26 protein-coding genes are annotated in these 23,593 nt (G+C 67.0%); 13 read left to right on the top strand and 13 right to left on the bottom strand.

The genetic code is table 11. The annotated features are described in order from the left end of the window. The first annotated feature begins 130 nt into the window (after positions 1-130). Positions 131-1,369 carry a DUF3363 domain-containing protein gene (locus B2742_RS01645; protein ID WP_292062226.1) on the top strand — a complete coding sequence of 413 codons (1,239 nt, stop codon included), beginning with the start codon at positions 131-133 and terminating at the stop codon, positions 1,367-1,369. 141 nt (positions 1,370-1,510) lie between these two features. Here the strand turns inward: B2742_RS01645 and B2742_RS01640 are convergent, their stop codons facing one another. The 5 genes from B2742_RS01640 to dsbD are packed head-to-tail and all read right to left on the bottom strand — an operon-like array spanning position 1,511 to position 6,937. Next, entirely contained in the window at positions 1,511-2,035 is a 525-nt protein-coding gene (locus B2742_RS01640; protein WP_292062225.1) for a DsrE family protein, read from the bottom strand. Positions 2,036-2,067: 32 nt separating this feature from the next. Then, positions 2,068-3,495: a bifunctional metallophosphatase/5'-nucleotidase gene (locus B2742_RS01635; RefSeq protein WP_292062224.1), complete on the bottom strand. Its 1,428-nt coding sequence runs from the start codon at positions 3,493-3,495 to the stop codon at positions 2,068-2,070. A 3-nt stretch (positions 3,496-3,498) separates the two neighbouring features. After that, the gene (locus B2742_RS01630; RefSeq protein WP_292062223.1) at positions 3,499-4,176 is read right to left on the bottom strand and encodes a DsbA family protein; all 678 of its coding nucleotides are present in this window, start codon (positions 4,174-4,176) and stop codon (positions 3,499-3,501) included. A gap of 23 nt (positions 4,177-4,199) precedes the next feature. After that, positions 4,200-4,997: a TlpA disulfide reductase family protein gene (locus B2742_RS01625; protein ID WP_292062222.1), complete on the bottom strand. Its 798-nt coding sequence runs from the start codon at positions 4,995-4,997 to the stop codon at positions 4,200-4,202. Further along, positions 4,994-6,937: a protein-disulfide reductase DsbD gene (gene dsbD, locus B2742_RS01620; protein ID WP_292062220.1), complete on the bottom strand. Its 1,944-nt coding sequence runs from the start codon at positions 6,935-6,937 to the stop codon at positions 4,994-4,996. The genes B2742_RS01625 and dsbD overlap by 4 nt, the downstream gene beginning before the upstream one ends. Positions 6,938-6,998: 61 nt before the next feature. Here dsbD and B2742_RS01615 point away from each other — a divergent pair, with 61 nt between their 5' ends. Beyond that, positions 6,999-7,652, top strand: a complete 654-nt coding sequence (locus B2742_RS01615; RefSeq protein WP_292062219.1) for a response regulator — start codon at positions 6,999-7,001, stop codon at positions 7,650-7,652. Next, positions 7,649-9,007, top strand: coding sequence for an ATP-binding protein (locus tag B2742_RS01610; protein ID WP_292062215.1), 1,359 nt, complete (start codon positions 7,649-7,651; stop codon positions 9,005-9,007). The genes B2742_RS01615 and B2742_RS01610 overlap by 4 nt, the downstream gene beginning before the upstream one ends. 58 nt (positions 9,008-9,065) lie before the next feature. On the opposite strand, the gene B2742_RS01605 is transcribed toward B2742_RS01610, so the two are convergent. Continuing rightward, positions 9,066-9,965, bottom strand: a complete 900-nt coding sequence (locus tag B2742_RS01605) for an MBL fold metallo-hydrolase (RefSeq protein ID WP_292062214.1) — start codon at positions 9,963-9,965, stop codon at positions 9,066-9,068. 361 nt (positions 9,966-10,326) lie between these two features. Here B2742_RS01605 and B2742_RS01600 point away from each other — a divergent pair, with 361 nt between their 5' ends. After that, complete coding sequence (locus B2742_RS01600) at positions 10,327-10,716, top strand: DUF302 domain-containing protein (RefSeq protein ID WP_292062212.1); 390 nt, start codon at positions 10,327-10,329, stop codon at positions 10,714-10,716. A gap of 90 nt (positions 10,717-10,806) precedes the next feature. Here B2742_RS01600 and B2742_RS01595 read toward each other — a convergent pair whose 3' ends face one another. Next, positions 10,807-11,685 carry an MBL fold metallo-hydrolase gene (locus B2742_RS01595; protein WP_292062210.1) on the bottom strand — a complete coding sequence of 293 codons (879 nt, stop codon included), beginning with the start codon at positions 11,683-11,685 and terminating at the stop codon, positions 10,807-10,809. Positions 11,686-11,763: 78 nt separating this feature from the next. Here B2742_RS01595 and B2742_RS01590 point away from each other — a divergent pair, with 78 nt between their 5' ends. The 4 genes from B2742_RS01590 to B2742_RS01575 are packed head-to-tail and all read left to right on the top strand — an operon-like array spanning position 11,764 to position 13,759. Next, positions 11,764-12,108, top strand: coding sequence for an ArsR/SmtB family transcription factor (locus B2742_RS01590; protein ID WP_292062209.1), 345 nt, complete (start codon positions 11,764-11,766; stop codon positions 12,106-12,108). Positions 12,109-12,118: 10 nt separating this feature from the next. Further along, entirely contained in the window at positions 12,119-12,442 is a 324-nt protein-coding gene (locus tag B2742_RS01585) for a rhodanese-like domain-containing protein (RefSeq protein WP_292062207.1), read from the top strand. A gap of 13 nt (positions 12,443-12,455) precedes the next feature. Further along, a complete protein-coding gene (locus B2742_RS01580) occupies positions 12,456-12,983 on the top strand; it encodes a rhodanese family protein (RefSeq protein ID WP_292062205.1) in 528 nt (175 codons plus the stop codon). Beyond that, positions 12,983-13,759: a sulfite exporter TauE/SafE family protein gene (locus tag B2742_RS01575; RefSeq protein ID WP_292062203.1), complete on the top strand. Its 777-nt coding sequence runs from the start codon at positions 12,983-12,985 to the stop codon at positions 13,757-13,759. Before B2742_RS01580 ends, B2742_RS01575 begins: the two co-directional genes overlap by 1 nt. 148 nt (positions 13,760-13,907) lie before the next feature. Here B2742_RS01575 and B2742_RS01570 read toward each other — a convergent pair whose 3' ends face one another. Then, the gene (locus B2742_RS01570) at positions 13,908-14,522 is read right to left on the bottom strand and encodes a class I SAM-dependent methyltransferase (RefSeq protein WP_292062200.1); all 615 of its coding nucleotides are present in this window, start codon (positions 14,520-14,522) and stop codon (positions 13,908-13,910) included. Between the two features lie 245 nt (positions 14,523-14,767). Continuing rightward, complete coding sequence (locus tag B2742_RS01565) at positions 14,768-15,154, bottom strand: hypothetical protein (protein WP_292062199.1); 387 nt, start codon at positions 15,152-15,154, stop codon at positions 14,768-14,770. Positions 15,155-15,341: 187 nt separating this feature from the next. Here B2742_RS01565 and B2742_RS01560 point away from each other — a divergent pair, with 187 nt between their 5' ends. Then, positions 15,342-16,559: a vanadium-dependent haloperoxidase gene (locus B2742_RS01560; RefSeq protein WP_292062197.1), complete on the top strand. Its 1,218-nt coding sequence runs from the start codon at positions 15,342-15,344 to the stop codon at positions 16,557-16,559. A 101-nt stretch (positions 16,560-16,660) separates the two neighbouring features. Here B2742_RS01560 and B2742_RS01555 read toward each other — a convergent pair whose 3' ends face one another. From B2742_RS01555 to B2742_RS01545, 3 genes are read right to left on the bottom strand one after another with little or no spacing between them, the layout of a single operon-like run. Further along, positions 16,661-18,091, bottom strand: coding sequence for an exonuclease domain-containing protein (locus B2742_RS01555; protein ID WP_292062195.1), 1,431 nt, complete (start codon positions 18,089-18,091; stop codon positions 16,661-16,663). Positions 18,092-18,101: 10 nt separating this feature from the next. Beyond that, positions 18,102-18,626, bottom strand: coding sequence for an ImmA/IrrE family metallo-endopeptidase (locus tag B2742_RS01550; RefSeq protein ID WP_292062192.1), 525 nt, complete (start codon positions 18,624-18,626; stop codon positions 18,102-18,104). Then, positions 18,623-18,967: a helix-turn-helix transcriptional regulator gene (locus B2742_RS01545; RefSeq protein ID WP_292062190.1), complete on the bottom strand. Its 345-nt coding sequence runs from the start codon at positions 18,965-18,967 to the stop codon at positions 18,623-18,625. The genes B2742_RS01550 and B2742_RS01545 overlap by 4 nt, the downstream gene beginning before the upstream one ends. Positions 18,968-19,146: 179 nt before the next feature. Here B2742_RS01545 and B2742_RS01540 point away from each other — a divergent pair, with 179 nt between their 5' ends. From B2742_RS01540 to B2742_RS01525, 4 genes are all read left to right on the top strand, one after another. Further along, on the top strand, positions 19,147-19,347 hold the full coding sequence (locus tag B2742_RS01540; protein WP_292062188.1) for a hypothetical protein: 201 nt from the start codon (positions 19,147-19,149) through the stop codon (positions 19,345-19,347). A 1-nt stretch (position 19,348) separates the two neighbouring features. Next, a complete protein-coding gene (locus B2742_RS01535; RefSeq protein ID WP_292062187.1) occupies positions 19,349-21,109 on the top strand; it encodes a HesA/MoeB/ThiF family protein in 1,761 nt (586 codons plus the stop codon). After that, positions 21,106-21,603 (top strand): Mov34/MPN/PAD-1 family protein, encoded by a 498-nt coding sequence (locus B2742_RS01530; RefSeq protein WP_292062185.1) that lies wholly within the window; start codon positions 21,106-21,108, stop codon positions 21,601-21,603. The genes B2742_RS01535 and B2742_RS01530 overlap by 4 nt, the downstream gene beginning before the upstream one ends. A gap of 348 nt (positions 21,604-21,951) precedes the next feature. Beyond that, complete coding sequence (locus tag B2742_RS01525; protein WP_292062183.1) at positions 21,952-22,587, top strand: hypothetical protein; 636 nt, start codon at positions 21,952-21,954, stop codon at positions 22,585-22,587. A gap of 18 nt (positions 22,588-22,605) precedes the next feature. Here B2742_RS01525 and B2742_RS01520 read toward each other — a convergent pair whose 3' ends face one another. Continuing rightward, complete coding sequence (locus B2742_RS01520; RefSeq protein ID WP_292062181.1) at positions 22,606-23,463, bottom strand: hypothetical protein; 858 nt, start codon at positions 23,461-23,463, stop codon at positions 22,606-22,608. Positions 23,464-23,593: the final 130 nt, after the last annotated feature.

Here is a 23,593-nt window from a genome sequence, read left to right as displayed (position 1 = left end):
AAAGAGGGTGTTGGGCGGTCCGGGTTTTTCGTAGTCTGTCAGCAGGTTAGCGGCGCGCTTGAGGGTGTTGGACGACTTGCGGTGAGTTGTCGGTCCTGGGCGGCGTCGGCGGCCTGGTGGGAGGCGTCGAATGCTGATCCGTGAAGCCATCCAGTCGCGTCTGTCGGCCGGCGCCGGTCAGGACCCGGAGGCGGTCCAGGTCCGACTTCCGCTGTCCCTCAAACCCGATCGGGTGAACGTCCGCACCGGGCTGTTGCGACGACTGGCCAGCTCGCGGGCGTTCGCGCTGGGGGATCGGTCAGGGGTGCTCAGGGCGGCGCAGGGACGCTCGGGCCGGGCCTTTCGTCTGGACGTTCGTCAGCGGGTCATCGTCAAGGCGCTGGTGTCCCGGCACATCGGCAAGGGCGCCGAGCGGGCGGCGGCCCTGGCGGCGCATGTGAGCTATCTCGGACGCTCGGGAGCCGGGGTCGAAGGCGCGCGGCCGGAGTTCTTCGACCGGGAGACGGACGATGTTCGGCCGGTGGTCGAGACCGGGGGCTGGAGCGAGGACCGGCACCATTTCCGCTTCATCATCTCGCCGGAGCACGGCGACCGGATCGGGGATCTGAAGGGCTATGCCCGCGAGGTCATGGGGCGGGTGTCGGCGGACCTGGGGGAGCCGAATCTGAAATGGGTGGCGACCTGCCATTACGACACCGACCAGCCGCACGCCCATGTGTTGGTGCGGGGTCGGCGAGGCGACGGGCGGGACCTGGTCATCCCGCGCGACTACATCGGCTACGGCTTCCGGGCGCGGGCGCAGGAGGTGGCGCAGGAGCGGCTCGGCGACCTGTCCCGGGTGGAGGCGGAACTGCGTATCTGGAAGGAGACCGGGGCGGACCGGTTCACCGGCTTCGACCGGCGGCTGCTGGCGGCGGCGGATGCGAACGGGACGGTCGAGGATGGCGTGGGCGTCAATGACGCCTGGGCGGCGCTGACCCGGGGGCGGCTGCGCCATCTGGAGGGGCTGGGTTTCGCGGTGAGGACGGGACGGCGTTACCAGCTCGACGGAGAGATGGAGACGAAGCTGCGGACGCTACAGGCGCGGCGCGACATTATCCGGACGCTGAACCAGCGACGGCTGGAGGGGGCGAGGGAGGTGCGGCCGCTCGGGACGGAGCGAGTGCGCGGGGTGGTGGTGAAGAGCGGGTTTCACGACGAGGCGGGTGCGGCGCCGTTCGTGGTGGTGAAGGATGCGGGCGGGGTCGAGCACTATGCGCGGGTGAGGGCGGGAGACGCCGCGAGGATGGGGAGCAGGATCGCGCTGGAGCCGATGGCGAACGGGTTGGCGCAGGTCGTGGCGGGACGGGGAGCGGACCTGGGTCGTTAGGGCGCTTTTTGACTCAAAGCAGTCGTCGGTTAGGACTGGTTTAGGGGTTGGACCGCGCGGTCTGGCTGGTCCCCTCTCCAACGGGCCGGCGCCAGGGCCAAGGAAGTCGCGTCATCACGGCCGTCGCGGGGGTGAGTCGGTTCAGTCCGCGATCAGCGCATAGCCCGCCTGTTGACGGTGGACCACGGTCATCAGGGCGGCGAGGTCGACGGTGACCCCGGGCGCGAGGTCCTCCTCGACCACTCGATTGCCGACCATGGCCTGACCGCAGATGCGAACTTCGACACCGGCGGCGATCAGGGCCCGGATCAAGGCGCTGTTGGGATTGGCCGTGCCCTTGCCCCGTGCGGCCCAGGCCGGGTCCGACAACACCGACAGGGTGGCCGCGCCGTGCACCACGACCACGACCTGGCGGTGGTCGGCGTCGACCCCGCCGGCGGCCAGCATGTTGATCAGACGCGCAACGCGATCGAGGCCCCGATTCGGGCCATCATCGGGGCCGCCCTGGGAGACGTCGAAAACCACCTTGTAGACCCGGTCGGGATCGGGCTGTTCGCCCGCTTCGGGCAGGGGCGTAAAGCCGCCGTATCCGGGAACGACCTGGGCGAAGGCGGGGGAGACGGTCACGGCCGCGGCAAAGGCGAGGGCGAGAAGCAGTGCTTTCATCGGGGGGCTCCGGGGCGAAGGAATATCGACTCTCAGACAATGAGAACGCTGGACGGCAGGTCGGTCTCGCCCGGCACATGATCGACGAACCATTGCTGGAGGGCGGAGACGCTATCGACGTCCAGGGTTCGCCGGTCCCGCCCATAGCGTCTGGGCACGCCTTGGCTGGTGACGAAGGCGACCGGGTAGTCAGCTTGCGGATCGACGGGGCGATCTCCGACCAGCAGCCGGTCGATGCGCGCGCCCTTCGGATTCTCAAGCTTGGCGAAGACGGTCAGGCCGCGGCATCGTTTGATGTAACCCCCCATCTGTTCAAACGGGTCCGCGGCGAAGGTGCGCTCCAGGTTGTCTTCCATCATGGCGATGAGCTCGCCGCCGGTGAGGGTGACGCGGGAGATGGACGGGTTCATGGGCACGATGTTGTAGAGGTCACCCAGGGTCACCGGTCCAGGCGCCACCGGCGCGCCGTATCGCCAGCCGTTGGAAAAGGCGATCTCCGTCCCCGCCGTCCCGGCCACCGCGGCCAGGAGCACATCGTCCATCGGCGCGCTGGCCATGGCGTAGCGATGCAGGGGGATGGCGGTGCGGCCGACCACGCGCGCCATGGCTTTGCGCTCGGGCGCCAGAGCCGCGCGGACGAGCGTTTCGAGGCTGGCGTCTGTGGGTCCGTCATCAACCGGGATCAGGTGGTGGCGGTTCAGCGAGACCCGTCCATCGGCGACGTCCAAGTCCAGCCGACCGACATAGGCTCCGTGACAACCCGACTGGATGATCAGGGTGTCGCCGACCCGCGCCGGCTCATGCAGCCGGTTGTGGGTATGGCCGCTGAGGATCACGTCGAGGCCCAGAAGCTCCGACGCCAGCTTGAGGTCCTGCGGGAGTCCCAGGTGGGACAGCAGGACCACGAGATCGACCTGCTCCCGCCGCAGGATCGCCAGCTGCTCGCGCGCCTGGGCCGCGCCCAGTTCGAAGCGCATGCCCTCCGAGAAGGCCGGCGGCATGGTCTTATCGACGATCGGACAGGCCAGGCCGATCACCCCGATCCGCAACCCGCCCCGCTCGAAGACCCGGCGGCCCTCAAACAGGAGATCGCCGGTGGCCTTGCGGAACACATTGGCAGCCAGCACGGGGTAGTCGAGCCGGCGCGCGAGGGCCTTGAAGTCCGCGGGTCCATAGGCGAACTCCCAGTGCGCCGTCATGGCGTCGATTTGGAGGGCGTTCATGATCGGGATCAGGGCCTCGCCCCGGCTGGCGACCGCCACCCGCGTGCCGTGGAAGGTGTCGCCGTTGTCGAGCGTCAGACACGGTCCTTCGGCGCGCGCCTCGGCGAACAGGCGGGCGATACGGGCGACCCCGCCGAGCCGCTCGAACCGCCAGCCACCGGCGGTCGGGACCAGTTCGGGGTGCGGCTCCAGATAGCCATGCAGATCGTTCAGCTGGAGCAGGGTCAGGCGGGCCATGGCTTACTGCGCCGGCTGGCCCGCGCGGATGCGCTGGACCAACGCCTTGAGCTGGCCGGGCGGAAGGGCGCCGGGGATTAGTTGCCCATTGATGCTGAAGGCGGGCGTGCCGCGCAGGGCCATGGCCGAGGCCTCGGCGCTGACCCGTTGCAGCACGGCGTCGATGTCGGCGGCGTGCTCGGTCAGGTCGCGTTCGAGCTGGGCCATGTCCACGCCTGCCGACAGCGCCAGGCGCTGAACGTCGGCCGCCCCGGCGATGGGCGTGGGCGATCCCATGAAGGCGTTGTGAACGGCCTCGTACTTGCCTTGGTACTGGGCGGCGATCGCCGTGCGCGAGGCCAGTTCGGACGCATCGCCGAAGATGGGCCATTCCTTGGTAAGGATCCGCACCTTGGGATCGCTCGCGACGAGAGCGGTCAGTTCGGGCTGCATCTGCTTACAGTACGGGCAGTTGTAGTCGACGAAGCTGATGATGGTGACGTCGGCTGCTTCCGAGCCGATGAACGGCACGCCTGGATCGCGCAGCAGGTCGTTGAACCCGGTTTGGACGATCAAGGGCATAGTCTGCGTCGTGCCGCCGCCGGCCGGCGGCGACGTCGTCGAATTATCGGCGTCGGCCGGTCCACAGGCCGCGAGCGCAAGAGCCGCGACGAACACGGGCGTGAGTTGGCGAAGGGTCATGGAAGTCTCCTGGGTGAAAGATTTCAGCGATCGAGGCGGCGGATTTCCGCGTCGATCTGTTCGGGCGCGATCTCGCCCATGTGCGCCTTGGCCAGGGAGCCGTCGGCGTGGAGGAACAGGGTCACCGGAATACCGGCCGTGCCGTAGTGGCGAGGAAGCGCCATGGCCTCGTCGAAGAGCACATGCTCCAGCTGCAAGTTCTCGGCGGCGAGGAAGCGGCGGACCGTATCGGGACCTTCGCCCTGATTGACGAACAGGAACCGAACGTCGGGGTGCGCCGCCTCGGCCTGCGCAAGGGCCGGCATCTCGCGGCGGCAGGGCGGGCACCAGGTAGCCCAGACGTTGATAACGGTGGGGCGATCAACGGGCTGCGCCATGTCGACCGGCGAGCCGGAGAGCGAGGCCAAGGTCAGGGGCGCGGGCGCCAAGGCGTCGGTCTGCGATGACAGCTGATAGGCCACATTCCAGACCATCGCCGCAGCGGCGACCGGCGCCACGGCCCAGACGATCAGGCGGCGGTCGCGCAGAAGCAGGACGGAGGCGAGGACCACCACCAGCAGCGTCCAGGGCCAGACAAATCCGCCTTGCCAGACCGCGAAGGCGCGCCAGGGATCGCCGCTGAAGAACTCCCAGTGGGCGATGACATGGGCCAATCGCGCGATAACCAGGCCCCCGACCACGACCGCCGTACTCCAGGCGTTGAACCGGGGGCTGACCCGGCTGGCCAGCCAGCCGGAGCCGATCATGAAGACGAGGACCCCGAGCAGGATGGCGAAGCGCTCGCCGGACAGGACCAGGGGGCCGAGCTCGATGGCGTTCATCCCGGGGCTCCCGCGCGGCCAAGGGATTCGATCACGTCGCGCGCGCCCATTTCCCCGACCAGGCGGCTTCGGTCCGGCTCGGTCGCCGTGGCGTCGAGGAAGATCATGGTGGGCGGGCCGACCACCGCGAAATCCTTGAGCAGGGCGCGGGTCTCCGGCGTGGTGCGTGTGACGTCGACCTCAATCAGCCGCGCGCCTGTCAGCGCGGCCTGGACGCCGGGATCGGCGAAGACGGTGCGGTCGATGACCTTGCAGCTGACGCACCAGTCGGCGGTGAAATAGACCAGCGACGGCGTCTGCGCCGCGCCAGCGGCCGCGACCGCTTGGGTGAGAGCGGCGGTGTCAGTCACCACGGTAGGCGCGGCGGCGTTCGTCGCAATCGCGCCGGCCCGTGCCGGTGATCCGAACACCCCCGTCAAGGGACGCCATGGGTCCTGGGCCCCGGATGCGGCGCCGACCAGCAGCAGAACGCTCCAGGCGGCGGCGGCCAGACCCCCGGCACGCGCGGCTCCGCCCCAAAGTCCGCTGCCGGCGGCCGGACGGAACAGACCCAGCAGCACCGCGATCAGCAGCATCAGCCCGGCGCCGAGCAGTAGACTGGCCTCGGCCGGCAGGACGCGCGACGATAGCCACCAGGCCGTGACGAGGAACAGGACCCCGAACGCCGCCTTGACCCGGTCCATCCAGGGCCCGGCGCGCGGCAGCACCTTCGACCCGAGGGCGCCGAAGGCGATCAGGGGCGCCCCTTTGCCCAGACCGAGTGCAAACAGGGCGGCGGCGCCGAGCAGGAGGTCTCCCGTCTGGGCGATATAGAGCAGGGCGCCGGCCAGGGGCGCGGTCACGCACGGCCCGACGATCAGGGCGGAGACAAAGCCCATCCCGGCCGCCGAGCCCAGCGAGCGGCGGCCCTGGACCTTGCCCGGGCCGGATAGACGGGAGGTCCATGACGAGGGCAGCTGCAGCTCGTAGAGCCCGAACATCGACAGGGCCAGGGCCACAAAGATCAGGCTGAGCGCGCCCACAGCCCAGGGTGACTGCAGCGCCATCTGGAGATTCTGCCCGGACCAGGCGGCCGCCACGCCCAGCAGAGCGAAGGCGACGGCGAGGCCCAGCACATAGGCCACCGACAGCTGGAAGCCCCGCCGCCCGCCGGGCGCATCGACGCCGCGACCGATCACGCCGGCCAGGATGGGGTACATGGGGAAGACGCACGGGGTGAAGGCAAGCAGGACGCCGAAGCCGAAGAAGGCCAGCAGCACCCACAGCACGCCGCCGCGGAGCGCCAGCCGCTCGACCATGCCGCCGCCGGACTGAAGCGCGATTCCGCTGGACGACGATCCGGCCGACGCCTGGGTGCTGCTCTTGCCGTCGGACGCGCTGAACGTCGCCGGGTCCGCTGGCGTCGAGGCCGATGCCTGGAGCGCCAGCGCGGAGGCGGCGACCGCGGTCTCCACGTCGGCCTCACGCGCCGCCAACGCCGTGTCGCCCGGAGCGGCCGCGGCCGCTTTCGGCAGAGCGACCGTCTCGGTCATGGGCGGGTAGCAGATCGAGTCCTCAAGACACCCCTGGTAGGTGATGTTGACGACGGTCGGCCCGCCTGCGGACTCGAGGTCGGCGGCGCTGAGCCGGGCTTCGCCGCGGCCGTGCCAGACCTCCACGTCGCCGAAAGCCGGGTCGGTCTTGGCCTCGCCCTCGGCCAGCGCCAGCGGCAAGGCGGTTTCGCCGCCCTCAAGGGTGGCCACCGTGTGCTTACGGTAGAGGTAGTGTCCGTCGGCGATGGTCCAGTCGAAGATGATGTCGCCGGCACCCGAGCGGCGGACCTCGAGCTGGAAGGCTTCCTCCGGCGGCATCGGCTGGGCCACCGCCGCGCCGGCCCAGACCGCGGTCAGGGCGAAGGTCGCCAGCAGCGCGGCGCGCAGGTAGAAGAACAGCTTGATCATGGCCGCTCCGTCGCCGGGCCACCTTAAGTCACGCTTAAGCCGAAAGGCGCACGCCGCCGCCATGCGATTGCTCGTCGTCGAAGATGATCCGGTGCTGAGGGACGGCCTGCAGGTGGGTTTGGCGGCCTGCGGCTGGACCGTGGACGTCGTCGGCCGGGTCGAGGACGCTTTGGCCGCGCTCGAGTCCTCGGCCTTCGACGCCGTTGTGCTGGACCTCGGGCTGCCGGATGGCGACGGGCTGGAGGTGCTGCGGCAGGTCCGCGCCCGCAACATGGACGTCGGCGTCCTCATCCTGTCGGCCCGCGATGCAGTGGTCGACCGCATCCAGGGTCTCGATTCCGGCGCCGACGACTATCTCGGCAAACCTTTCGATCTTGACGAGGTCAGCGCCCGCCTTCGCGCCATACGGCGACGCCTCCTCGGCCGGGCGACGCCGGCGCTGCGCCACGGTGACCTGCTCCTCGATCCCAAGGCGCGACTGGCGTGGCTGGGCGACCAGGACCTGCCCCTCTCGCGGCGCGAGTTCGCGGTCCTGGAGTTTCTGGTCGAGCGGCCGAACCAGGTCATCTCGCGCAGCCAGCTCGAGGAGCGCCTCTATGGCTGGCAGGAGGAGATCGGCAGCAACGCCGTGGAGGTGCACATCCACCACCTCAGGGCCAAGCTGGGGGCCGCGAGGATCCGCACCGTCAGAGGTCTGGGATACACCCTGTCATGAGGTCGATCCGCGTCCGCCTGTTTGTCATTCTGGCCCTGGTCACCGCCGTGGTGTGGGGAACCTCGGCCGTATGGATTCAGGTCCGGACACAGGCCGAAATCCATCGGGTTCTGGACCGAAGGCTGATGGAGTCCGCGCGCATGGTCTCCAGCCTGCTCGACCAGGGCGACTTGGCCGCTGGCGCAGGGGCGGCGCGAGTGGCCGCCGCCCCTGCGACAACAGCCGGCCCCGGCTACGAACGCCAGCTGTCGTGCCAGATCTGGTCGTTGCGGGGCGAGCTGGTCAGCCGCTCGGACGGGGCGCCACTCGAACGGCTGGCCGTCGCGGATGGTTTTTCCGAGCGGACCATCGGCGACGAACGCTGGCGCGTCTACACCGTCCACAATCGCCTGGCGGGGGTGCAGGTCATGGTCGGCGACCGGCTAGCCATGCGGGAGGGGATCGTCGGTTCAATCATCACAAGTCTGGCGGCACCGACCTTGGTCGGCTTGGCGGCCTTGGGTCTTCTGATCTGGTGGTCGGTCGGGCGGGGGCTGAGACCAATGCGCCAACTGGCCGACACGCTCGGAGCTCGCCGCGTTCAGGACCTGAGCCCCCTGACAACCCCCGGGGGCGTCGAAGAGCTACGGCCCATGCTCGACGCCCTCAATGGACTGATTGATCGACTGGCCGCGGCGCGGCGTCGCCAGGCCGAGTTCACCGCCGCCGCGGCCCACGAACTGCGCACCCCGCTGGCCGGCTTGCGCGTTCAGGCCCAGGTCGCCGCGAACGCGACCGATCCAGAGACACAGGCCCGAGCGCTCCAGCACATCGTCGCCTCCGTCGATCGTACTTCGTCGCTGGTCAGCCGACTTCTGGAAATGGCCCGCGCGGACGACGCGGCCGAGCCGGCGCTAGTAAGACGCTGGACGCCGCTCGCCCAGCTTGTCCGCACGGACATCATGGGCTGTCGGGTCCGGGTCGAAGTCAGCGAGGCGGCTTCCGCGATGGAACTCAACGTTGATCCGGATCGCGTCTCCGCCCTGTTCGGCAATGTGCTGTCCAACGCCTGCGCCCACGCCCGCAGCCTCGTCCGTATCGACCTGGATGACACCGGCCCCTCGCCAACCCTCACCATCGATGACGACGGCCCGGGCGTGCCTCAGGCCGACCTGACCAAGCTCGGCCGTCGGTTCTACCGCGGTCCAGACGCTAAGCCCGGGGGCAGCGGGCTGGGCCTTTCCATCGTCGAGGCGACGGCCACAGCGCATAGCTTGACCGTAGTCTATGGCCCATCGCCCCTCGGCGGATTGCGGGTGACGCTAGCGTTCGTTTCACCGGACACGATCCGAACCAAAACCGAAAATAAAGTCTGACCGCCCGCACAGGACTCTGTTCAATCCGCTGGCGTCCCCATGCCAAGCCCAAAGCTGATCAGGTACCGCTATCGGTTGGCTCGAACCGATTGGCCGGAATGCGGAAGAAGACGCGGCCGCTTGCCTCCGGCTCGGGCAGCCGGCCGCCGCGAATGTTCACCTGCAGGGCATAGAGCATCAGATTGGGGAGTGGCAGGGTGGCGTCGCGCCTCGCGCGCAGGGCGACGAAGTCGGCTTCGGATCGTTCTCCGCCGACGTGGATGTTGTCGGCCTTCTGCTCCGCCACCGTGCTGAAGCAAGCCGGGTCTCGGCCGCCAGGACCGTAGTCATGGCCGACGAAAACACCCGTGTCCTCCGGCAACGCGAGAATGCCTTCGATGCTTCGATATAGGGCGTGTGCGTCGCCGCCAGGGAAGTCCGCTCGCGACGTGCCCGCATCGGGCATCATCAGGGTGTCGTGGACGAAGGCGTTGGCCCCGATCACATAGGTTATGGAGGCCAGGGTGTGCCCTGGCGAGAACATCACGCGGCCCGGCAGGTCGCCGACCCGGAAGGTGTCGCCCGTCCTGAACAGCCGGTCCCACTGCCGGCCGTCGGTGGGGAAGTCGTCCGGCAGGCCATAGAGGTCTTTCCACAGCGCCTGGACCTCCGTCACCTTGTCGCCAATGGCAGTCGGCGCGCCCAGCCGCTCCTTCAGCCACGGCGCGGCCGAAAAGTGGTCGGCGTGAGGATGGGTGTCGAGGATCCATTCCACTTTGAGCGCCCGCTCCCGGACGAAGGCGAGGATGGCCTCCGCGTTGCCGGTCGAGGTCGCCGCGGCCTTCTCGTCGAAGTCCCAGACCGGATCGATGATCGCCGCCGCCTGCGTCGAGGGATCGATGACGACATACTGCCAGCTGCCGGTCTTCGCATCGTGGAAGGCGGCGATCTCGGCGCCGCCGTGGGTGTGGGTTTGCATCGTCTCGCTCCGGGGAGTTTGGAGGACGCGCGCCGTCCTCCTGCAGGAGTCATCATCGGAAGCAGTCAGCGGCGGACTGGTTCCGTGTGGGACTGGTCGAACGGTCGCTCGCGTCATGACGACTGCCCACGGCCGGCGGCTGGGCTACGGGCGCTCGCTTCTCGGTGGCCTCCGGGTCATCGTGCAGAGGGATGCGGTCTTTCCGCGGCGTCTGATGGCGCAATCCTGCACAGGGGCGTCCCTCGACGCGGTGTAATCGCCTCCTTCCGGCAGAGCCGGGGTCGACTGCGGGCTCACGGTCTGCACGACGGCTTGCAACGTCCGCGCGGCCAAACGGTTTTCAGGACGGAAGGAGTCCTGCATGGCTTATTATTACAGCAAGATCACCAAGCTCCCGTTCGCGGACGCCGTCGCCCGGACGCGGGAGGCGCTGAAGGACGAAGGCTTTGGCATCATCACCGAAATCGATGTGACCGAAACCTTCAAGCAGAAGCTCGACGTCGCATTCCGGCCCTACATCATTCTGGGGGCCTGCAATCCTAAGGCTGCCCACGAGGCGCTGCTCCATGAGGACAAGGTCGGGGTGATGCTGCCCTGTAATGTCATAGTTCAGCAAAGGGAAAACGGCGGCGGCAGCGAGATCGCCGCTGTCGACCCGGTGGCCTCGATGTCAGCCATCGACAATCCCGGCCTGAAGGCGAAGGCCGAGGAGATCGGTGGCAAACTCCGCCAGGCGCTGGATGCGATCTAGGGGAGCGGTATGCGACCGGCCGGGACGCCGTCGAAGACCCCGTCCAGCGGGTCAGCAAATCGCCGGCCGGGGCTTCGACTGGAGCCGGGCCTAGAGCGATCCTTCACGTTCCTTGACCGGGATCATCAGATACCGAACCCCGTTGGCTTCTGCGGGAGGGAGGCGACCAGCTCTCATGTTCACCTGGATCGACGGCAACAGCAGTTTGGGCGCGGACAGGGTCGCGTCGCGCGCCGTCCGCATGGCGACGAATTCGTCCTCCGTCACCCGATCGCTGACATGTACGCTGTTGAGCATCTGGTCGGCCACCGTGGACTCCCAAGCGTAGTCGTCGCGGCCCGGGGCCTTGTAGTCGTGGCACATGAACAGCCGGGTTTCCGCCGGAAGGGCGAGCAGCCGGCGGATGGACCGGTAGAGCTGACGGGCGTCGCCGCCGGGGAAGTCGGTCCGCGCCGTTCCGTAGTCGGGCATGAAAAGCGTGTCGCCGACGAAAACTGCGTCGCCGATCCTGTAACTCACGTCGGCGGGTGTGTGGCCGGGGGTATGGAGCACCTCTATCTCCAGCTCGCCCAGCGGCAGCCGGTCGCCGTCCGCGAACAGCCGATCGAAGTCCCCGCCGTCCGCCGCCAGATCAGCTGCGTTGAAGATCGGGCGGAAAATGCGCTGCACACCTGTGATGTTCTCGCCAATGCCGATCTGCGCCCCGGTCTTCGCCTTGATGTATGGGGCGCCGCTGAGGTGATCGGCATGGACGTGGGTCTCCAGCGCCCAACGGACGTTCAGCGCCAGGCGCGCAGCCTCGGCAAGCACCGCGGCCACCGACCGGGTGTCGACTTCGCCGGATGCGGGGTCGTAGTCTAGCACCGGATCAATGACGGCGGCTTGGCGGGTTTCGGGGTCGAACACCAGATAGGTGATGGTGTTAGTCGGCTCGTCGAAAAAGGGGCGAATTTCAGCGGAGAGGCTCACTGGAGGGCTCCATGTGTCAGTGGTGTTGACACATATATTAGCATTGCCTAAATTAGACAAGTCTAATAGAAAGCCCTGATGATACCTTCCACCGTCGCATCTCTGGACGCGCTCGCCGCCAAGGCCGGCGAAGCCGCTCGCCTGCTCCGCAGCCTGTCGAACGAGCATCGGCTGCTGATCCTCTGTCACCTGTCGGCGCAAACAGAGCTGTCCGTCGGCGCCTTGGTGGAAGAGGTCGGACTGAGCCAGTCGGCGCTGTCGCAGCATCTGGCGCGACTGCGGGCGGACGGACTGCTCGCCTATCGGCGGGATGCCCAGAGCCTGCACTACCGCATCGCCGACCCGGACGTTGTTCGCGTGCTCTCCGTGCTGAGCGACATCTATTGCCCCGAACTCTCCCCCGCCTCGCGCGGGCAAGCCTGAGGAACTCCCCATGACTGCCAAACCCATCACACCGGAAGCCGCCGCCCTCCTCATCACCGACGGCGCCCTCCTCGTCGACATTCGTGAAGCCCAGGAGTGCGCCGAGGTCATCGAGGGCGCGCAGAACGCCCCGATGTCATCCGGCGCCGCCGGGATCGCGGCGCGCCCCGGACAACCCGTGATCTTTCACTGCCGCACCGGCCGGCGCACCGAAATGAACGCCGAGGCGCTTGCCGCCTCCGTCCCGACCGGCGACGTCTACCTCCTGCAGGGCGGCATCGAAGGCTGGCAGGCGGCGGGCCTGCCGGTCTCCCCCGTGAACGACCGCAGCTAATCGAGCAAACAGCATGAACACCATCAGCCCTGTTGAGGCCGCGCGCCTCTGCGCCCAAGGCGGCGCCATCCTTGTCGACGTCCGCGAACCGGACGAACACGCCCGCGAGAAGATCGACGGGGCGGTGTCGCTGCCGCTCTCGTCCTGGGACAACGGCCAGCTCAGCACCGGCCCGGTCATCTTTCACTGCCGCAGCGGTGCCCGCACCGAGGTACAAGCCCCTCGGCTGAAGCAGAAGGCCGGGGACAGTGAATGGTTCATCCTCGAAGGCGGGTTGGACGGTTGGCGGGGCGCCGGCCTGCCTGTCGCCAAAGACGCCCGGCAGCCGCTTGAGCTGCAGCGCCAGGTGCAGCTTGCGGCGGGATCGATGGTGGCGCTGGGCACCTTGGCTGGCCTGCTTGTGTCGCTGTGGTTCCTTGCGGTTCCGCTGTTCGTCGGGTCCGGACTGACGTTCGCCGGCGCGAGCGGCTTCTGCGGCCTGGCCCGCCTGTTGGGTCGTGCACCGTGGAACCGGCGCCTGAGCCATGCCGGGGCAGCCTGATGGAGGCGCTGCAGGCGGCGCTGGCGCTTGGTTCCGGCTCTGTGGTGGGCTTCACCCTCGGTCTCGTCGGGGGCGGCGGGTCGGTGCTGGCCGTACCTCTGCTCGTTTATCTTGTCGGGGTGACCAATCCCCACGTGGCGATCGGCACAAGCGCTGTGGCCGTGGCGGCGAATGCGCTTCTCAACCTCGGAAACCACGCCCGGAGCGGGAACGTGAAGTGGCGCTGCGCGGCCGTGTTCACGGTCGCAGGAGTCCTCGGCGCGGTCGTGGGGGCCTGGTTCGGCCGGCAAATGGATGGAGAAAGGCTGCTCGCGCTTTTCGCGGTGCTGATGATGGTGGTCGGCGTGCTGATGCTGCGCAACCGCAAGGGGGTAGGCCTGCCGCACGTCACCCTGGGCCGCGACAACTTCCCCAAGCTCGTCGGCTTCGGCCTCGCCACCGGCCTGCTCTCCGGCTTCTTCGGCATCGGCGGCGGCTTCCTGATCGTGCCTGGACTCGTCGCCGCAACGGGCATGCCGATCATGAACGCGATGGCGTCGTCGCTGCTCGCTGTGACCGGCTTCGGCGTGGCGACGTCGGCAAGCTACGCTCTTGCAGGACTGGTCGACTGGACCATCGCCGGCCTGTTCGTGGCCGGCGGGTTCGCGGGTGGACTGCTCGGGACCCGCGTGGCCCGCCGCGTCGGACAGAGACGGGGAGCGCTGAACGTCCTGTTCGCGGGCCTGATATTCGTGGTCGCGACCTACATGCTCACCCGATCCATGCTGGCGCTCTGACAAAACCCGGCCGAGCACGGGCTTCGCCGAGGTGAAGAGCCGTTCCGTCGCGCGCGATAGCCCTCGCCGAGATGTCGAGGGTGATCAAGGCTGGCCGCTCTACTTGTAGCGGCTGTTCTCAGCGTCGCGCTGAAGCGGGTTCGACGTCTCACTCCACCCGACAAAAGCAATACATAAACTGCTGAGGCGTGCCCCAAGGGGTCTCGTGCACTTGCGTGACGCTGTCCAGGAGACGGAACTTCGGCCCGAACTCGCCGTGAAGGTGTTCGGCGTCGTAGCGGACAACGTCCAGTCCGCTGCACTTCTGCGGACCCTCGGGCCCGAACGTCGCGACGATCACATGGCCGCCAGGCCTGACCGCGGAAGCGACCTGCCGGACGTATGCGGCTCTGTCCTCCGCGGTTGTCAGGAAATGGAAGACGGCCCGGTCGTGCCAGACATCGTACCGAGCCGGTTCCAGTGCGACTGCCGTGATGTCGCCGGTGATCCAATGCGCGGCTGCGCCCGATGCACCGAGCCGAGCCTTGGCCACTTCGATCGCCGCTTGGGAAATATCGAGCACCGTGACGTCGCTGTACCCCCGTGCGACCAGATCATCGACGAGCGTCGCTTCCCCGCCGCCTACGTCAATAATCGCGCTGCCAAGGTCCGGCGCAGCGTTGGCTATGAGCCGCAGTGAAACCTCCAGGTGCGGCCGATACCAGCTCACGTCATCCACTGCCTTGGTCTGATAGACGTTTTCCCAATGCGCCTTGATCGTCATTGCGGCCGCTCCTGAGTCAGGCTCGAAAGCTAGGGATTTGCCCGTCCCAGCGCCATAGGAGACCAAGTCTCCAATCCGTCGGAGTCTGCACGGGCGGTCCCAAATAAACCGCTGTCCCGGTGTCGGCGGATGTCCGCTTCTGACGCATGGCCGCCTTGAGCAACGCGTAGAACGCCGCAATTGGAGCTTCGCAGAGATCTTGGAGAACCCGATTTCAAGCCGACAACTGATGTTCGATGTTTGCGCTAACCAGAAGCCGCCGAAGTTCCGAAGGCAAGCCAGCCGAATGCCAAGGTGATAGCGCCGAAAATGCCGGCCAAGAGCGACGCTTGGACAGGCAGTGCGCCTTGCAGAGCAGCGCGGCCGACGGTGATCGCCAATACCCCTGAAAACATCAAGTTGGCCAAACCAATCGGACGGCCGTAGATGCCGCCGACCCGACTCCTTCGGTTGAACCAGTTCAATAACGCGAAACCGAGCAGTGCGCCTCCGATGATCTGAAGGGCGGGCGCAAGCGCCGAAGAGGGCGATGTTGAGGAAAGCGACGCCAACTCATCGGAGGCGAAAAGGCTCGCAAGTCCGCAGATCGCGAAAGTCAAACCGGCGATTGAAAGAATGAGACGTGAGGACATGGCTTCTCAGTTACACCGGGTCCTGGCTTGGGCAACGTGTTGCCTCCATTGAGAGACCCAGTATCCCGCGACGAACCAAGGTCCGCTGATGGCGCTTCAGCGACAGCGGGGGGAGCTCGAGCCGACACCCAAGAGATCGCACCATCCCAATCGCGCTATGGGATACCAGCGATATGGAGGGCTTCCAATGCTGCTGTTCAGACTGGTCATTTTTCTGTTGCTGGTGTGCACCAGCCCTTCAAGGGCCCACGCGGACGTTCTTGAGGACTGGCTGAGGGTGGCGGATCGAGGCCCCAATGGCGCGCCCTTGCCTCCACCGCTTCAGGGCCGGCTGGAGCGAACAGCGCCCCCGCTCGTCTCACTCGCTATGTTCGAGGCGACCAACGCCGTTGATCCTCGCTACCGTAGCTACTTAGGCATCGCCAAGTCAGAACAGCCAGCTAGCGGAGAAGCCGCCGCCGCAGTCGCAGCGCATACTGTGCTGGTTGGGCTCTACCCTGAACGGCGCGCACAGCTGGACGGCGCACTTGCGCTATCGCTGTCGGGACTGCCTGCCGGGGCAAGGCTGGAACATGGACTCGAGGTCGGTCGGCGTGCGGGAGCCGCGGCCTTGGCGCGATCCCTTTTCGACGCACCGGCGGGCGAGCCCTATCGGCCGGCGGGTGAGATCGGCCGCTTCACGCCGCCGAATCTGCCCGCTTTCGCGCCGTGGTTCATGCGCGCCCAGCCGTTCTTCCTCACATCTTGGGACGAGGTGATGTCCCCGCCGCCGCCGCCGACCGCAGGCGAGCGCTACGCCCGAGACTTTGAGGAGGTCCGCCTGCTGGGCGGTGTCGGGCAAGCCAACGCTACCGGTGACAGCTTGCGGCGCGCCCAGTTCATGGCGCAGTTCAATGTCGACCCCACCGTCAGCCGCGAAGCTGCCCGCCGTGAGCGCTTGGTAGATAGGGCTCGACTATGGGCTCTCGTCCGGATGGCGTCTCTGGACGCGAACGCAGCCGTGGCTCAGGCGAAGATGAAGTACATGACTTGGCGACCATTGGGCGCCATCCGGAATGCTGATCGCGACGACAATCCGGCGACCGTCCGAGACCCGCTTTGGGAGCCGGTGATGGCGACCCCAAACCATCCGGAGTACCCCTGCGGCCATTGCGCCTTCTCAGGTTTGTTCGCCGCCCTGCTCGAGCCTGAAACAGCGAAGGGCCCGATCGAAGTTGCAAGCGAAAGCGCACCCCTGCCGGTCAACGTCAGATTTGCGGATTGGAGCGCCTTCCTGGACGCTACGAGCTTGGCGCGCATTCAGGGCGGCATGCACTTCCGTTTCTCCAATGAAGAAGGTCAGGCGCTCGGGCGGCGGGTGGGCCTCATCGCTCGCGAACGCTTCGCACCACCTCTAGAACCGTAACGCCATCCAGCCCGCGGAGATGAGCAGGGAATGTCTGCTCCGCGGCTGCGAGCTAATGCCCGCTTCTGGCGCTATGCTGCCAGTGGGCGCGCGAGGGCGGTCTAGACCGCAGGAGCGACTGATGTGACTGGCGGCCTTCCGAGGAAGGCAACAGTGCGGGCCAGCCGGGCTTTGAGCCAGACCTGATATTCGACCAGCAGTCCGTCCGGATCTTCCCCGCCAACGGCCAACGCCTCTTCCACCAGAAACAGGGCCTGCGGCAGGGTCAGGCCCGCGCCCCGCTCGTCGACCAAGCTCTCAGCCAATGCGCTGTCAGCCTCGCGCCGTTCTGTCTCGTTCAGCGCGGATCGGTGTTCACAATAGATCACTCGACGGCCGAAAACCTTGACGCGCGGGTCCTCAAGACGCTCGACGATTTCAACGCGGCGGCGCTTGCCCTCCTCATGGAAGTCGACCATCAGCGCCTCGTCAGAAGGGCCAGGAAAAACGCCGTTGTAGAGCTGTTGCTCGGGGTGGACCGCCGGTGGCGCCTCGGCCCACCGGTCCGTGTAGGCTGCCATCGCGCGGCCGCAGAATCCGGGGTTCTCGCGCAGCCACGCCGCGCGCCCCTCGGCGGTCACGGCGTCGATCCCGAACCAAGCGTCAGGAGCCTCCCAACTGGCGCACAGGGCGGGCGCTGCGTTGGTTCGAAGCCGTTTCACCGGTCCGCCCTTGCGCAGCACGGCCTCCGTCAGAGCATCCGCGGGTGCGTCATTGAGCAAGGCTGGATCCTCGGCCAGATCCCAGCACAGGTGGCCGTTGGCGTCGCCGGCCGAGCTGCCAAGCCGCGCCACCAGGCTGTGGTTAGCCTCCCCGCCGAAGAAGCGAGTGAGGAAAAACATCTCCTCGGCCTCGACGAAGTCGCGGACCACGGCCTTGTTGGAGAAGCGGATGAAGCGGTGCCAGACCTCTGGCGAGCCGGTGCGGATACGCCGGCATAGCTCCAGCGTCGTCGCGGCGTCCACCAAGGCGTCGTGAGCCGGACCCAGGGTCAGGCCGTTCGCCTCGGCGACGGCCGCCAGCCTGAAGGTCGTGCGGCCGGTCGGGCCGATCGGCAAGGTGAGGCAGGTTTCGGGTTCTGCGCAGGCCGCGAGCAGAAGGTTCATCGCATCAGTGCGGCCGTTGCCGGGGGCCGACGTGAGATAGGCGGGAAACAGCGACTGGAAAAAGGCGTGCCGAAGCATCTCTTCGTCGAAGCGGATCGAGTTGTAACCGATGAATATCCCCGGCCCCCACGCCGCCAACCGCCGGCGAATGGCGCAGACCATTTCGTAATGCGAGGGCTGGGACGCCTCGGTCAGGCGGGCGATCGAAATCCGGTTGGCGCGCAGCGCCGAGGGGTGGGGGATGACGTGCGGCTGGAGGCGGCAGCGGATCTCAAACCGGTCCAGTTCGACCAGGTCCGCGTCGGTTCGGATAGCCGCGAACTGCACGATCTGGTCGAAGCCCGGTTTAAGGCCTGTGGTCTCCGTATCGTAGAAAACGAAGCTCAAGCGAGCCTCCCTAGTCCCAGGAGCCGAGCCGGTAGCGCATCGCCGAGGGGCTGACCCGGAACTTGCGAGCCAGCGACTCGATCTTCTCGTCGTCGTCGACGTCCAGGGCGCGGGGGTCCACGAGATCCTCCAGGAACGACCGGGGCATCAGGAGTTCGGCGGCGAAGGCGTTCGCCTCGATCTCTTTCGGATCGATCCCGAGGGTGGTCATGGTGTCACGCCAAAGGACGCGGAACACCTTGTCCACATGGACCTCGTTGCGGATGTGCTCCGGGTGAAGTTCGTGATGGGCGAGTTCGTGCGCGGCCGTGAACCGCTGACGATTGGGGTGGTGGAGGGCGTTCACGCCTATGATGCCCACGCCGTCGCGGATGTAGGCCATGCCGGAGAGGTCGTCGGCGAGCGGCGCATACTGAAGGATGATGCCTCGCAACTTGATGATCCGCTCGATCGGCACCGGCGCCGATCGCACCCCCGCCTTGCCGAGCAACGTACGCGCCGCTTCCTGCGCATGGGCCGTATCGGCGAAGCTCACGATTTGACCCCGGCATTGGCGATTGCGTTCGCGATCAGGTCCTGGATCTGTGCGTGCGCTCTGGCGCTCACCGGATCGGAGACGGTCAGCGCCCGTTCCTCCACCGTCGGCCTGGCCTGGACCGGCAACAGATCCGTCACCTGGGAAAGACCGAGCGCCGCGGCGATGTCGCAGGCGTGGTGCAGGAGTACATTCTGCCGCCCGCGTTCGATGTTGGCGATGGAAGCACGCGAGAGTCCGACGCGGCGCGACAGCTCGGCTTGAGTCATCTTGAGTTGCTCGCGGCGCAAGGCGATCGCTTCGCCGAAAGCTGGATAACGGGGATCGGCGGCCATTTGCATTGTTTGATCCGCGCCGCGGGTCGTGTCAACGCGGCAAACATTATGTGATTATCACAAACACATTAATGTTTCCCTTGACCACAAACACGCTTTCGGGAATCATTGGTCGACGGGTCTCGACCCGCCGAGTCCCGGATGAACCCCTCTGGTGTTCACCCTCCCCACACACAGAGGTCGAAATGTCGAACAACAAGCCTGAAAAGCCCGATCATCCGGACAAGCCCGGCCGTCCCGACGAGCCCGGCGGTCCCGACCGTCCGCAGCACCCCGAGCACCCCACCCATCCGGACGTGCCCGGCGGTCCTCCGAGCCACACTCCGGGGCGGCCCGACGGCCCGCCCACGCCCAGCAACCCGCCGCCGCACCGCCCGGTCGGCTGAGATGCACGGGACAGCGCAGCTCCGGTCGGAGCCGATCGACTGGTGGCTGCGCTGGCCCGCGCTGTACCAAGCGGAACTGCGCGCCTTCGAACGCCGGGGCGCGGATGTCGCCGTCGTCCACGATAAGGCCGGCCAGCTGATCCTCGACATTTATTGGCGCGAGGGCGTCGAAGCCCGCCTTCGCGTTGGCTATTCGCCATGCCACCCGTTCGCCCGCGCCAATGTGTCCGCGCCCGAACTGACCCTCGCACGTCACCAGGATCCCTCAAGCCGCACGCTGTGCCTGCTGACGCAGGACGCGGGCCAGTGGGACCCCTGCGAGCGAGTCGCCGATCTGATCGCCGCGCAGCTGCCCAATGTGCTCAAGGCCGCGCAGGCCCACGCCGCGGCGCGGCCTACCGAGGCCGCCGCCGTGGAGGAGAATGCCCCCGATCCGCTCAGCACCTACTTCATACGCCAGGCGGAGCCGGACTCGATCATCGTCTTTGACGCCGGGCAGCCCGTGCCCGGGACGACGGCCGGGATCGCCGGTTTCAATGTGAGAGGGCGAGCGTTCGGCCCGAACCGCTTCGAAGGTCTGCTGCGCTCGATGGAGCCCCTGACGGGCCAATGGCTTGCGCCCCGGTTCACGCCGTGGGCCGGCATCGACCGCGAACCGCTCGTCCAGGGACGCTGGGTCAGGATGAAGCCGCGGCCGACCGACACCCCCGCCGAGATGCTCGCGGCAGCGGACAGAATCATAGAGCGGGCTGTCGCCGCCCAGCCCCAGGCGCGCGCTCGGATGGCCAGACTGGCTCAAGGCGATATGGCGTTGACTGTCATCGTGTTCGACGAGGAGATCGAATACGGACGTGTCGGCGTCGGCTTCCTGTTCCTCGCCAGCCGCCGGATCGGAAAGGGTCGTGAAACCGGGCTGGTCACAGGGGCCCGGTTCGCCCACGACGTCCTCGGCCGCGTTCCCGTCGCGAAAGCCCTGCGAGCGAAATCCGCGCTCCTGGTAGGGGCCGGGGCGATCGGCGGTTTCGTGGCCCAGGACCTCGTTCGCGCCGGTCTCGGCCGGCTGGCGATCGTCGATTCGGACAGCGTCGAGCCCGGCAACGGCGTCCGGTGGGCTCTCGCCCGGGAGTTCTGGGGTCTGCCCAAATCGCATGCGCTCTACCACCATCTGACACGGAACTACCCCGCCACCGAGGTCGTCCCCCATGTCGCCAAGATCGGCGTCGCCGTCTCCGATCCGGCCGCCGCAGCCGAGGCGAACCAGCATCAGATGGAATGGATCCGGGCGCGGGTGGCCGAAGCAGACGTGGTGATCGACGCGTCCGCCTCGACGGAGTGCCAGCGGTCCCTCGCTTCGGTCTGCCGCGACATGGGTAAGCCCTTCATCATGGGATACGCGACCGAAGGCGCCGCGGGCGGCGCCGTGGCGCGCTTCGCGCCCTCAGGAGGCGGGTGCCCGGCCTGCCTGGACGAACACTGGCACGACCAAACCCTGCCCCGACCGCCTGTCGATTCGTCCGGCACGATTACGCCCGTCGGTTGCAACACGCCGACCTTCACGGGCGGAGCGTTCGAGCTGCAGGAGGTTTCTCTTGAACTTGTCCGAAGCGCGATCGGGACGCTGGCTCCGGACGATTACGACGTCGGCGACTGGCCCTTGGCCGTCCTCTCGCTGAAGCACGGTCCCCGCCGGATCCTGCCGCGCTGGGAGACGGCCGCCGCGATCGGGCGCCATGACCGATGCTGGAGTTGCGGCGGCGCATGAAGGTTTGGATCGGGCGGGATGTATTCGAAGACCTTCTGGAACAGGCGAGGACGCTGGCACCGCTGGAGACTGGCGGTGTTCTCATGGGCTGGCGACGTGGGGGAGATCGCATCGTGATGGGGACGATCGGGCCGGGTCCCAAGGCTCTGCACGGTCGACACATGTTCCTGCCGGACCACGCCTGGCAGGTCGCCCGCATCAACGAGGCCTTTGCCGCCAGCGGGGGCGACCTTGACTACCTCGGGGACTGGCACACCCATCCAGAGAGTGAAGCCGAACTGAGCGGGCTGGACCGGCGCACACTGCAGAAGCTCGGTCGCAAGATTGTAGACTCGCTGATGCTCATTGCGGCGCCGGCGGGGGGCTGGCACGCCAACGCCTGGACCCAGCCACGGGGTCGGCTGTTTCACCCCGCACCGGCGGAACGGTGCGAACTTGCGGTGTTCGACGTTCCTTCGGACTGGCCACGCCTGATTTCGACACCGCGAGCTTGAGCCGAGCTGTGGTTCATAGCTCCGAGCGCGAACCGCTGTCCGATGTCCAAGACTGATCGCCGCCGACGCGGACCGCTGCACGAACAGCCACGGGGCCGAACGTCCGGTTCTGGCATCGGCCCGAGCGTCCGCTCTTGGCGCTTCCGAGACCTTGAGGCTCCGCTTCCGTTCGTGACTCGAAGCTGAACTTGGGAGGATCCGCTTCGCGCAGTGGCGCGCTAGGGAACTCCTTCGTTGGATGAACGCCGAGGCGCGCAGCGTCTCCGCGTCCATCAACATTCTGCGAGAACATTGCGCGAACTGTAGGTTTGGAGGGATGATGGCTTGGAACGATCACAAGAGGGTCCCATGCGTCCGACTGTTTGGTACGGCACCGCCGAATTGATCGCCGATGACTTTCGGGCCGGCACCGCCGATCGTGAGCGAGACGCCCTTTGGTGGGCGGCGGAGGGCGAGCCGTTCTCCGAGGTGCTCGACCGGGCGGGGCGGGCCCGCATGGCGAATGGAAAGCGACACCCCCATCAAAGGCGACTCACGCTCCGGGCCATCGATGCCTGCGTTGATGCGCTGTCCGCCATCTCAGGCGATCTGGAGAAGGCGACCAGATTCCACGAGGTGTTCGACCTAGTACAGAAGGCGTTCAAGCCCATACGTGGAGCCGGCGAGCTGGCTGTCTATGACGCTGCAGACCGAATCTGCGAGCGACTGGGCCATGTCTCAGAGCATGTGATCTATCTGCACGCGGGAGCGCGCGTGGGCGCCCGCCGCCTGTTGGGCGGCCGGCTTCCGAACGGTGATGCGTGGGGCATCATGTATCATCAGGTCCCCGACAGCTTTCGGGTGTTCTCGACCCACGAGATCGAGGACATCCTGTGCCGTTACAAGGATGATTTCTCTCTGGAGCCCGAGGCTCTTCGCGCGAAGTGGACAGCCGCGTCGACCGCAATGTGCGGGTCGGGAAAAGGCGTCCAACCGTCCTGCTAGACCTGCGCGTGGAGTGATTCAGTGCGACGTCGGCGTTATGGGCTTCGGGGTTCCCTGAACGAACGAGTGAGCGTCCGGGGATCGTAGAAGCGCATACAGCAGCTGCCGGGAAATGGGCTTGAGGCCGTCCGGTCCGGCCCCCTTTGGTTCGCCGTCTTCGACGAACCCAGCGAAGAAGAAGTACGAGCCCCAGTCGTCGCGGGGGTCGAGATACATCAAGCCGCCGACACGATCATTGGGACGTCGCCGGAAGATCCAGCAGGCTTTCACGAAGGGGACGCCGAGGGGTTCTGGCAACGGCAGGCCATCTCGCGCGAAAAGGTCTGCGATCCGCGCGGCCTTCGGTTCAGACTTCAGCACCTGGGCGATCGTGTCCTGGCAATCGGTGATCAGGACATAGAACGGAGCCAGGGCAGACGAGTATCCGACGAGGTCTGCCTTTGAGGTGGCGAACGCCTCGACGACCGCATCGATCTCGTTGGTGAGGGGAGAGGTTATCGCTCCGGATACCCGTTCCATCGGTGCAACGGGCAGGCCGAAGAAGGCCATCAGGACAGCGGCGTCCACACCTGATGCGAAGTCGAACGCGTCGTAGACTTCGCCGCTCTCGCCGACGAGACGCTGGACGGCGTCGCTCAGATCGGATCGGAAAATGCCGTCGAGCACCCGGCTCAGCATCGCGAGATCGACACCGGGCACGTGGACCGCGGTTTCCATCACGGCCTCGCGGTAAAGCTGCTCCTGGATATCCGGGGACACCGCCGCCAGGTCGGTCAAACCTCGGGCCGAAAGTCTGCGGCCAAGGGCCTCACCCGCCCGCTTCAACATCTCCTCGCCGGCCATCACAGCGAAGGCGTCGAAATCGGATTGGTCCATGCACGCTCCACAGGTTCTGCGATGTATCGATCGGTGCCCTAGTGACACCGATCCTGGTGGTTGAAACAAGTCGGACATCGAACTCAGGGGCGAACCGTCCACCGGTATCGTCGGCGCCGAGGCCGATTCC

It is taken from the genome of Brevundimonas sp. UBA7664 (assembly GCF_002483305.1).
Lineage (GTDB): Bacteria > Pseudomonadota > Alphaproteobacteria > Caulobacterales > Caulobacteraceae > Brevundimonas.
The sequence above is the reverse complement of the archived record's forward strand: the minus strand, read 5'-3'. Positions and strand labels throughout refer to the sequence as shown.

What these genes read in the sequence shown, in the direction of transcription:
- B2742_RS01520 (WP_292062181.1), bottom strand. Translation starts at nt 23,463, where the DNA reads ATGGACCAATCCGATTTCGACGCCTTCGCTGTGATGGCCGGCGAGGAG.
- B2742_RS01585 (WP_292062207.1), top strand. Translation starts at nt 12,119, where the DNA reads ATGACTGCCAAACCCATCACACCGGAAGCCGCCGCCCTCCTCATCACC.
- B2742_RS01605 (WP_292062214.1), bottom strand. Translation starts at nt 9,965, where the DNA reads ATGCAAACCCACACCCACGGCGGCGCCGAGATCGCCGCCTTCCACGAT.
- B2742_RS01525 (WP_292062183.1), top strand. Translation starts at nt 21,952, where the DNA reads ATGCGTCCGACTGTTTGGTACGGCACCGCCGAATTGATCGCCGATGAC.
- B2742_RS01580 (WP_292062205.1), top strand. Translation starts at nt 12,456, where the DNA reads ATGAACACCATCAGCCCTGTTGAGGCCGCGCGCCTCTGCGCCCAAGGC.
- B2742_RS01615 (WP_292062219.1), top strand. Translation starts at nt 6,999, where the DNA reads ATGCGATTGCTCGTCGTCGAAGATGATCCGGTGCTGAGGGACGGCCTG.
- B2742_RS01540 (WP_292062188.1), top strand. Translation starts at nt 19,147, where the DNA reads ATGTCGAACAACAAGCCTGAAAAGCCCGATCATCCGGACAAGCCCGGC.
- B2742_RS01610 (WP_292062215.1), top strand. Translation starts at nt 7,649, where the DNA reads ATGAGGTCGATCCGCGTCCGCCTGTTTGTCATTCTGGCCCTGGTCACC.
- B2742_RS01535 (WP_292062187.1), top strand. Translation starts at nt 19,349, where the DNA reads ATGCACGGGACAGCGCAGCTCCGGTCGGAGCCGATCGACTGGTGGCTG.
- dsbD (WP_292062220.1), bottom strand. Translation starts at nt 6,937, where the DNA reads ATGATCAAGCTGTTCTTCTACCTGCGCGCCGCGCTGCTGGCGACCTTC.
- B2742_RS01565 (WP_292062199.1), bottom strand. Translation starts at nt 15,154, where the DNA reads ATGTCCTCACGTCTCATTCTTTCAATCGCCGGTTTGACTTTCGCGATC.
- B2742_RS01600 (WP_292062212.1), top strand. Translation starts at nt 10,327, where the DNA reads ATGGCTTATTATTACAGCAAGATCACCAAGCTCCCGTTCGCGGACGCC.
- B2742_RS01575 (WP_292062203.1), top strand. Translation starts at nt 12,983, where the DNA reads ATGGAGGCGCTGCAGGCGGCGCTGGCGCTTGGTTCCGGCTCTGTGGTG.
- B2742_RS01560 (WP_292062197.1), top strand. Translation starts at nt 15,342, where the DNA reads ATGCTGCTGTTCAGACTGGTCATTTTTCTGTTGCTGGTGTGCACCAGC.
- B2742_RS01635 (WP_292062224.1), bottom strand. Translation starts at nt 3,495, where the DNA reads ATGGCCCGCCTGACCCTGCTCCAGCTGAACGATCTGCATGGCTATCTG.
- B2742_RS01590 (WP_292062209.1), top strand. Translation starts at nt 11,764, where the DNA reads ATGATACCTTCCACCGTCGCATCTCTGGACGCGCTCGCCGCCAAGGCC.
- B2742_RS01645 (WP_292062226.1), top strand. Translation starts at nt 131, where the DNA reads ATGCTGATCCGTGAAGCCATCCAGTCGCGTCTGTCGGCCGGCGCCGGT.
- B2742_RS01625 (WP_292062222.1), bottom strand. Translation starts at nt 4,997, where the DNA reads ATGAACGCCATCGAGCTCGGCCCCCTGGTCCTGTCCGGCGAGCGCTTC.
- B2742_RS01640 (WP_292062225.1), bottom strand. Translation starts at nt 2,035, where the DNA reads ATGAAAGCACTGCTTCTCGCCCTCGCCTTTGCCGCGGCCGTGACCGTC.
- B2742_RS01570 (WP_292062200.1), bottom strand. Translation starts at nt 14,522, where the DNA reads ATGACGATCAAGGCGCATTGGGAAAACGTCTATCAGACCAAGGCAGTG.
- B2742_RS01630 (WP_292062223.1), bottom strand. Translation starts at nt 4,176, where the DNA reads ATGACCCTTCGCCAACTCACGCCCGTGTTCGTCGCGGCTCTTGCGCTC.
- B2742_RS01530 (WP_292062185.1), top strand. Translation starts at nt 21,106, where the DNA reads ATGAAGGTTTGGATCGGGCGGGATGTATTCGAAGACCTTCTGGAACAG.
- B2742_RS01545 (WP_292062190.1), bottom strand. Translation starts at nt 18,967, where the DNA reads ATGCAAATGGCCGCCGATCCCCGTTATCCAGCTTTCGGCGAAGCGATC.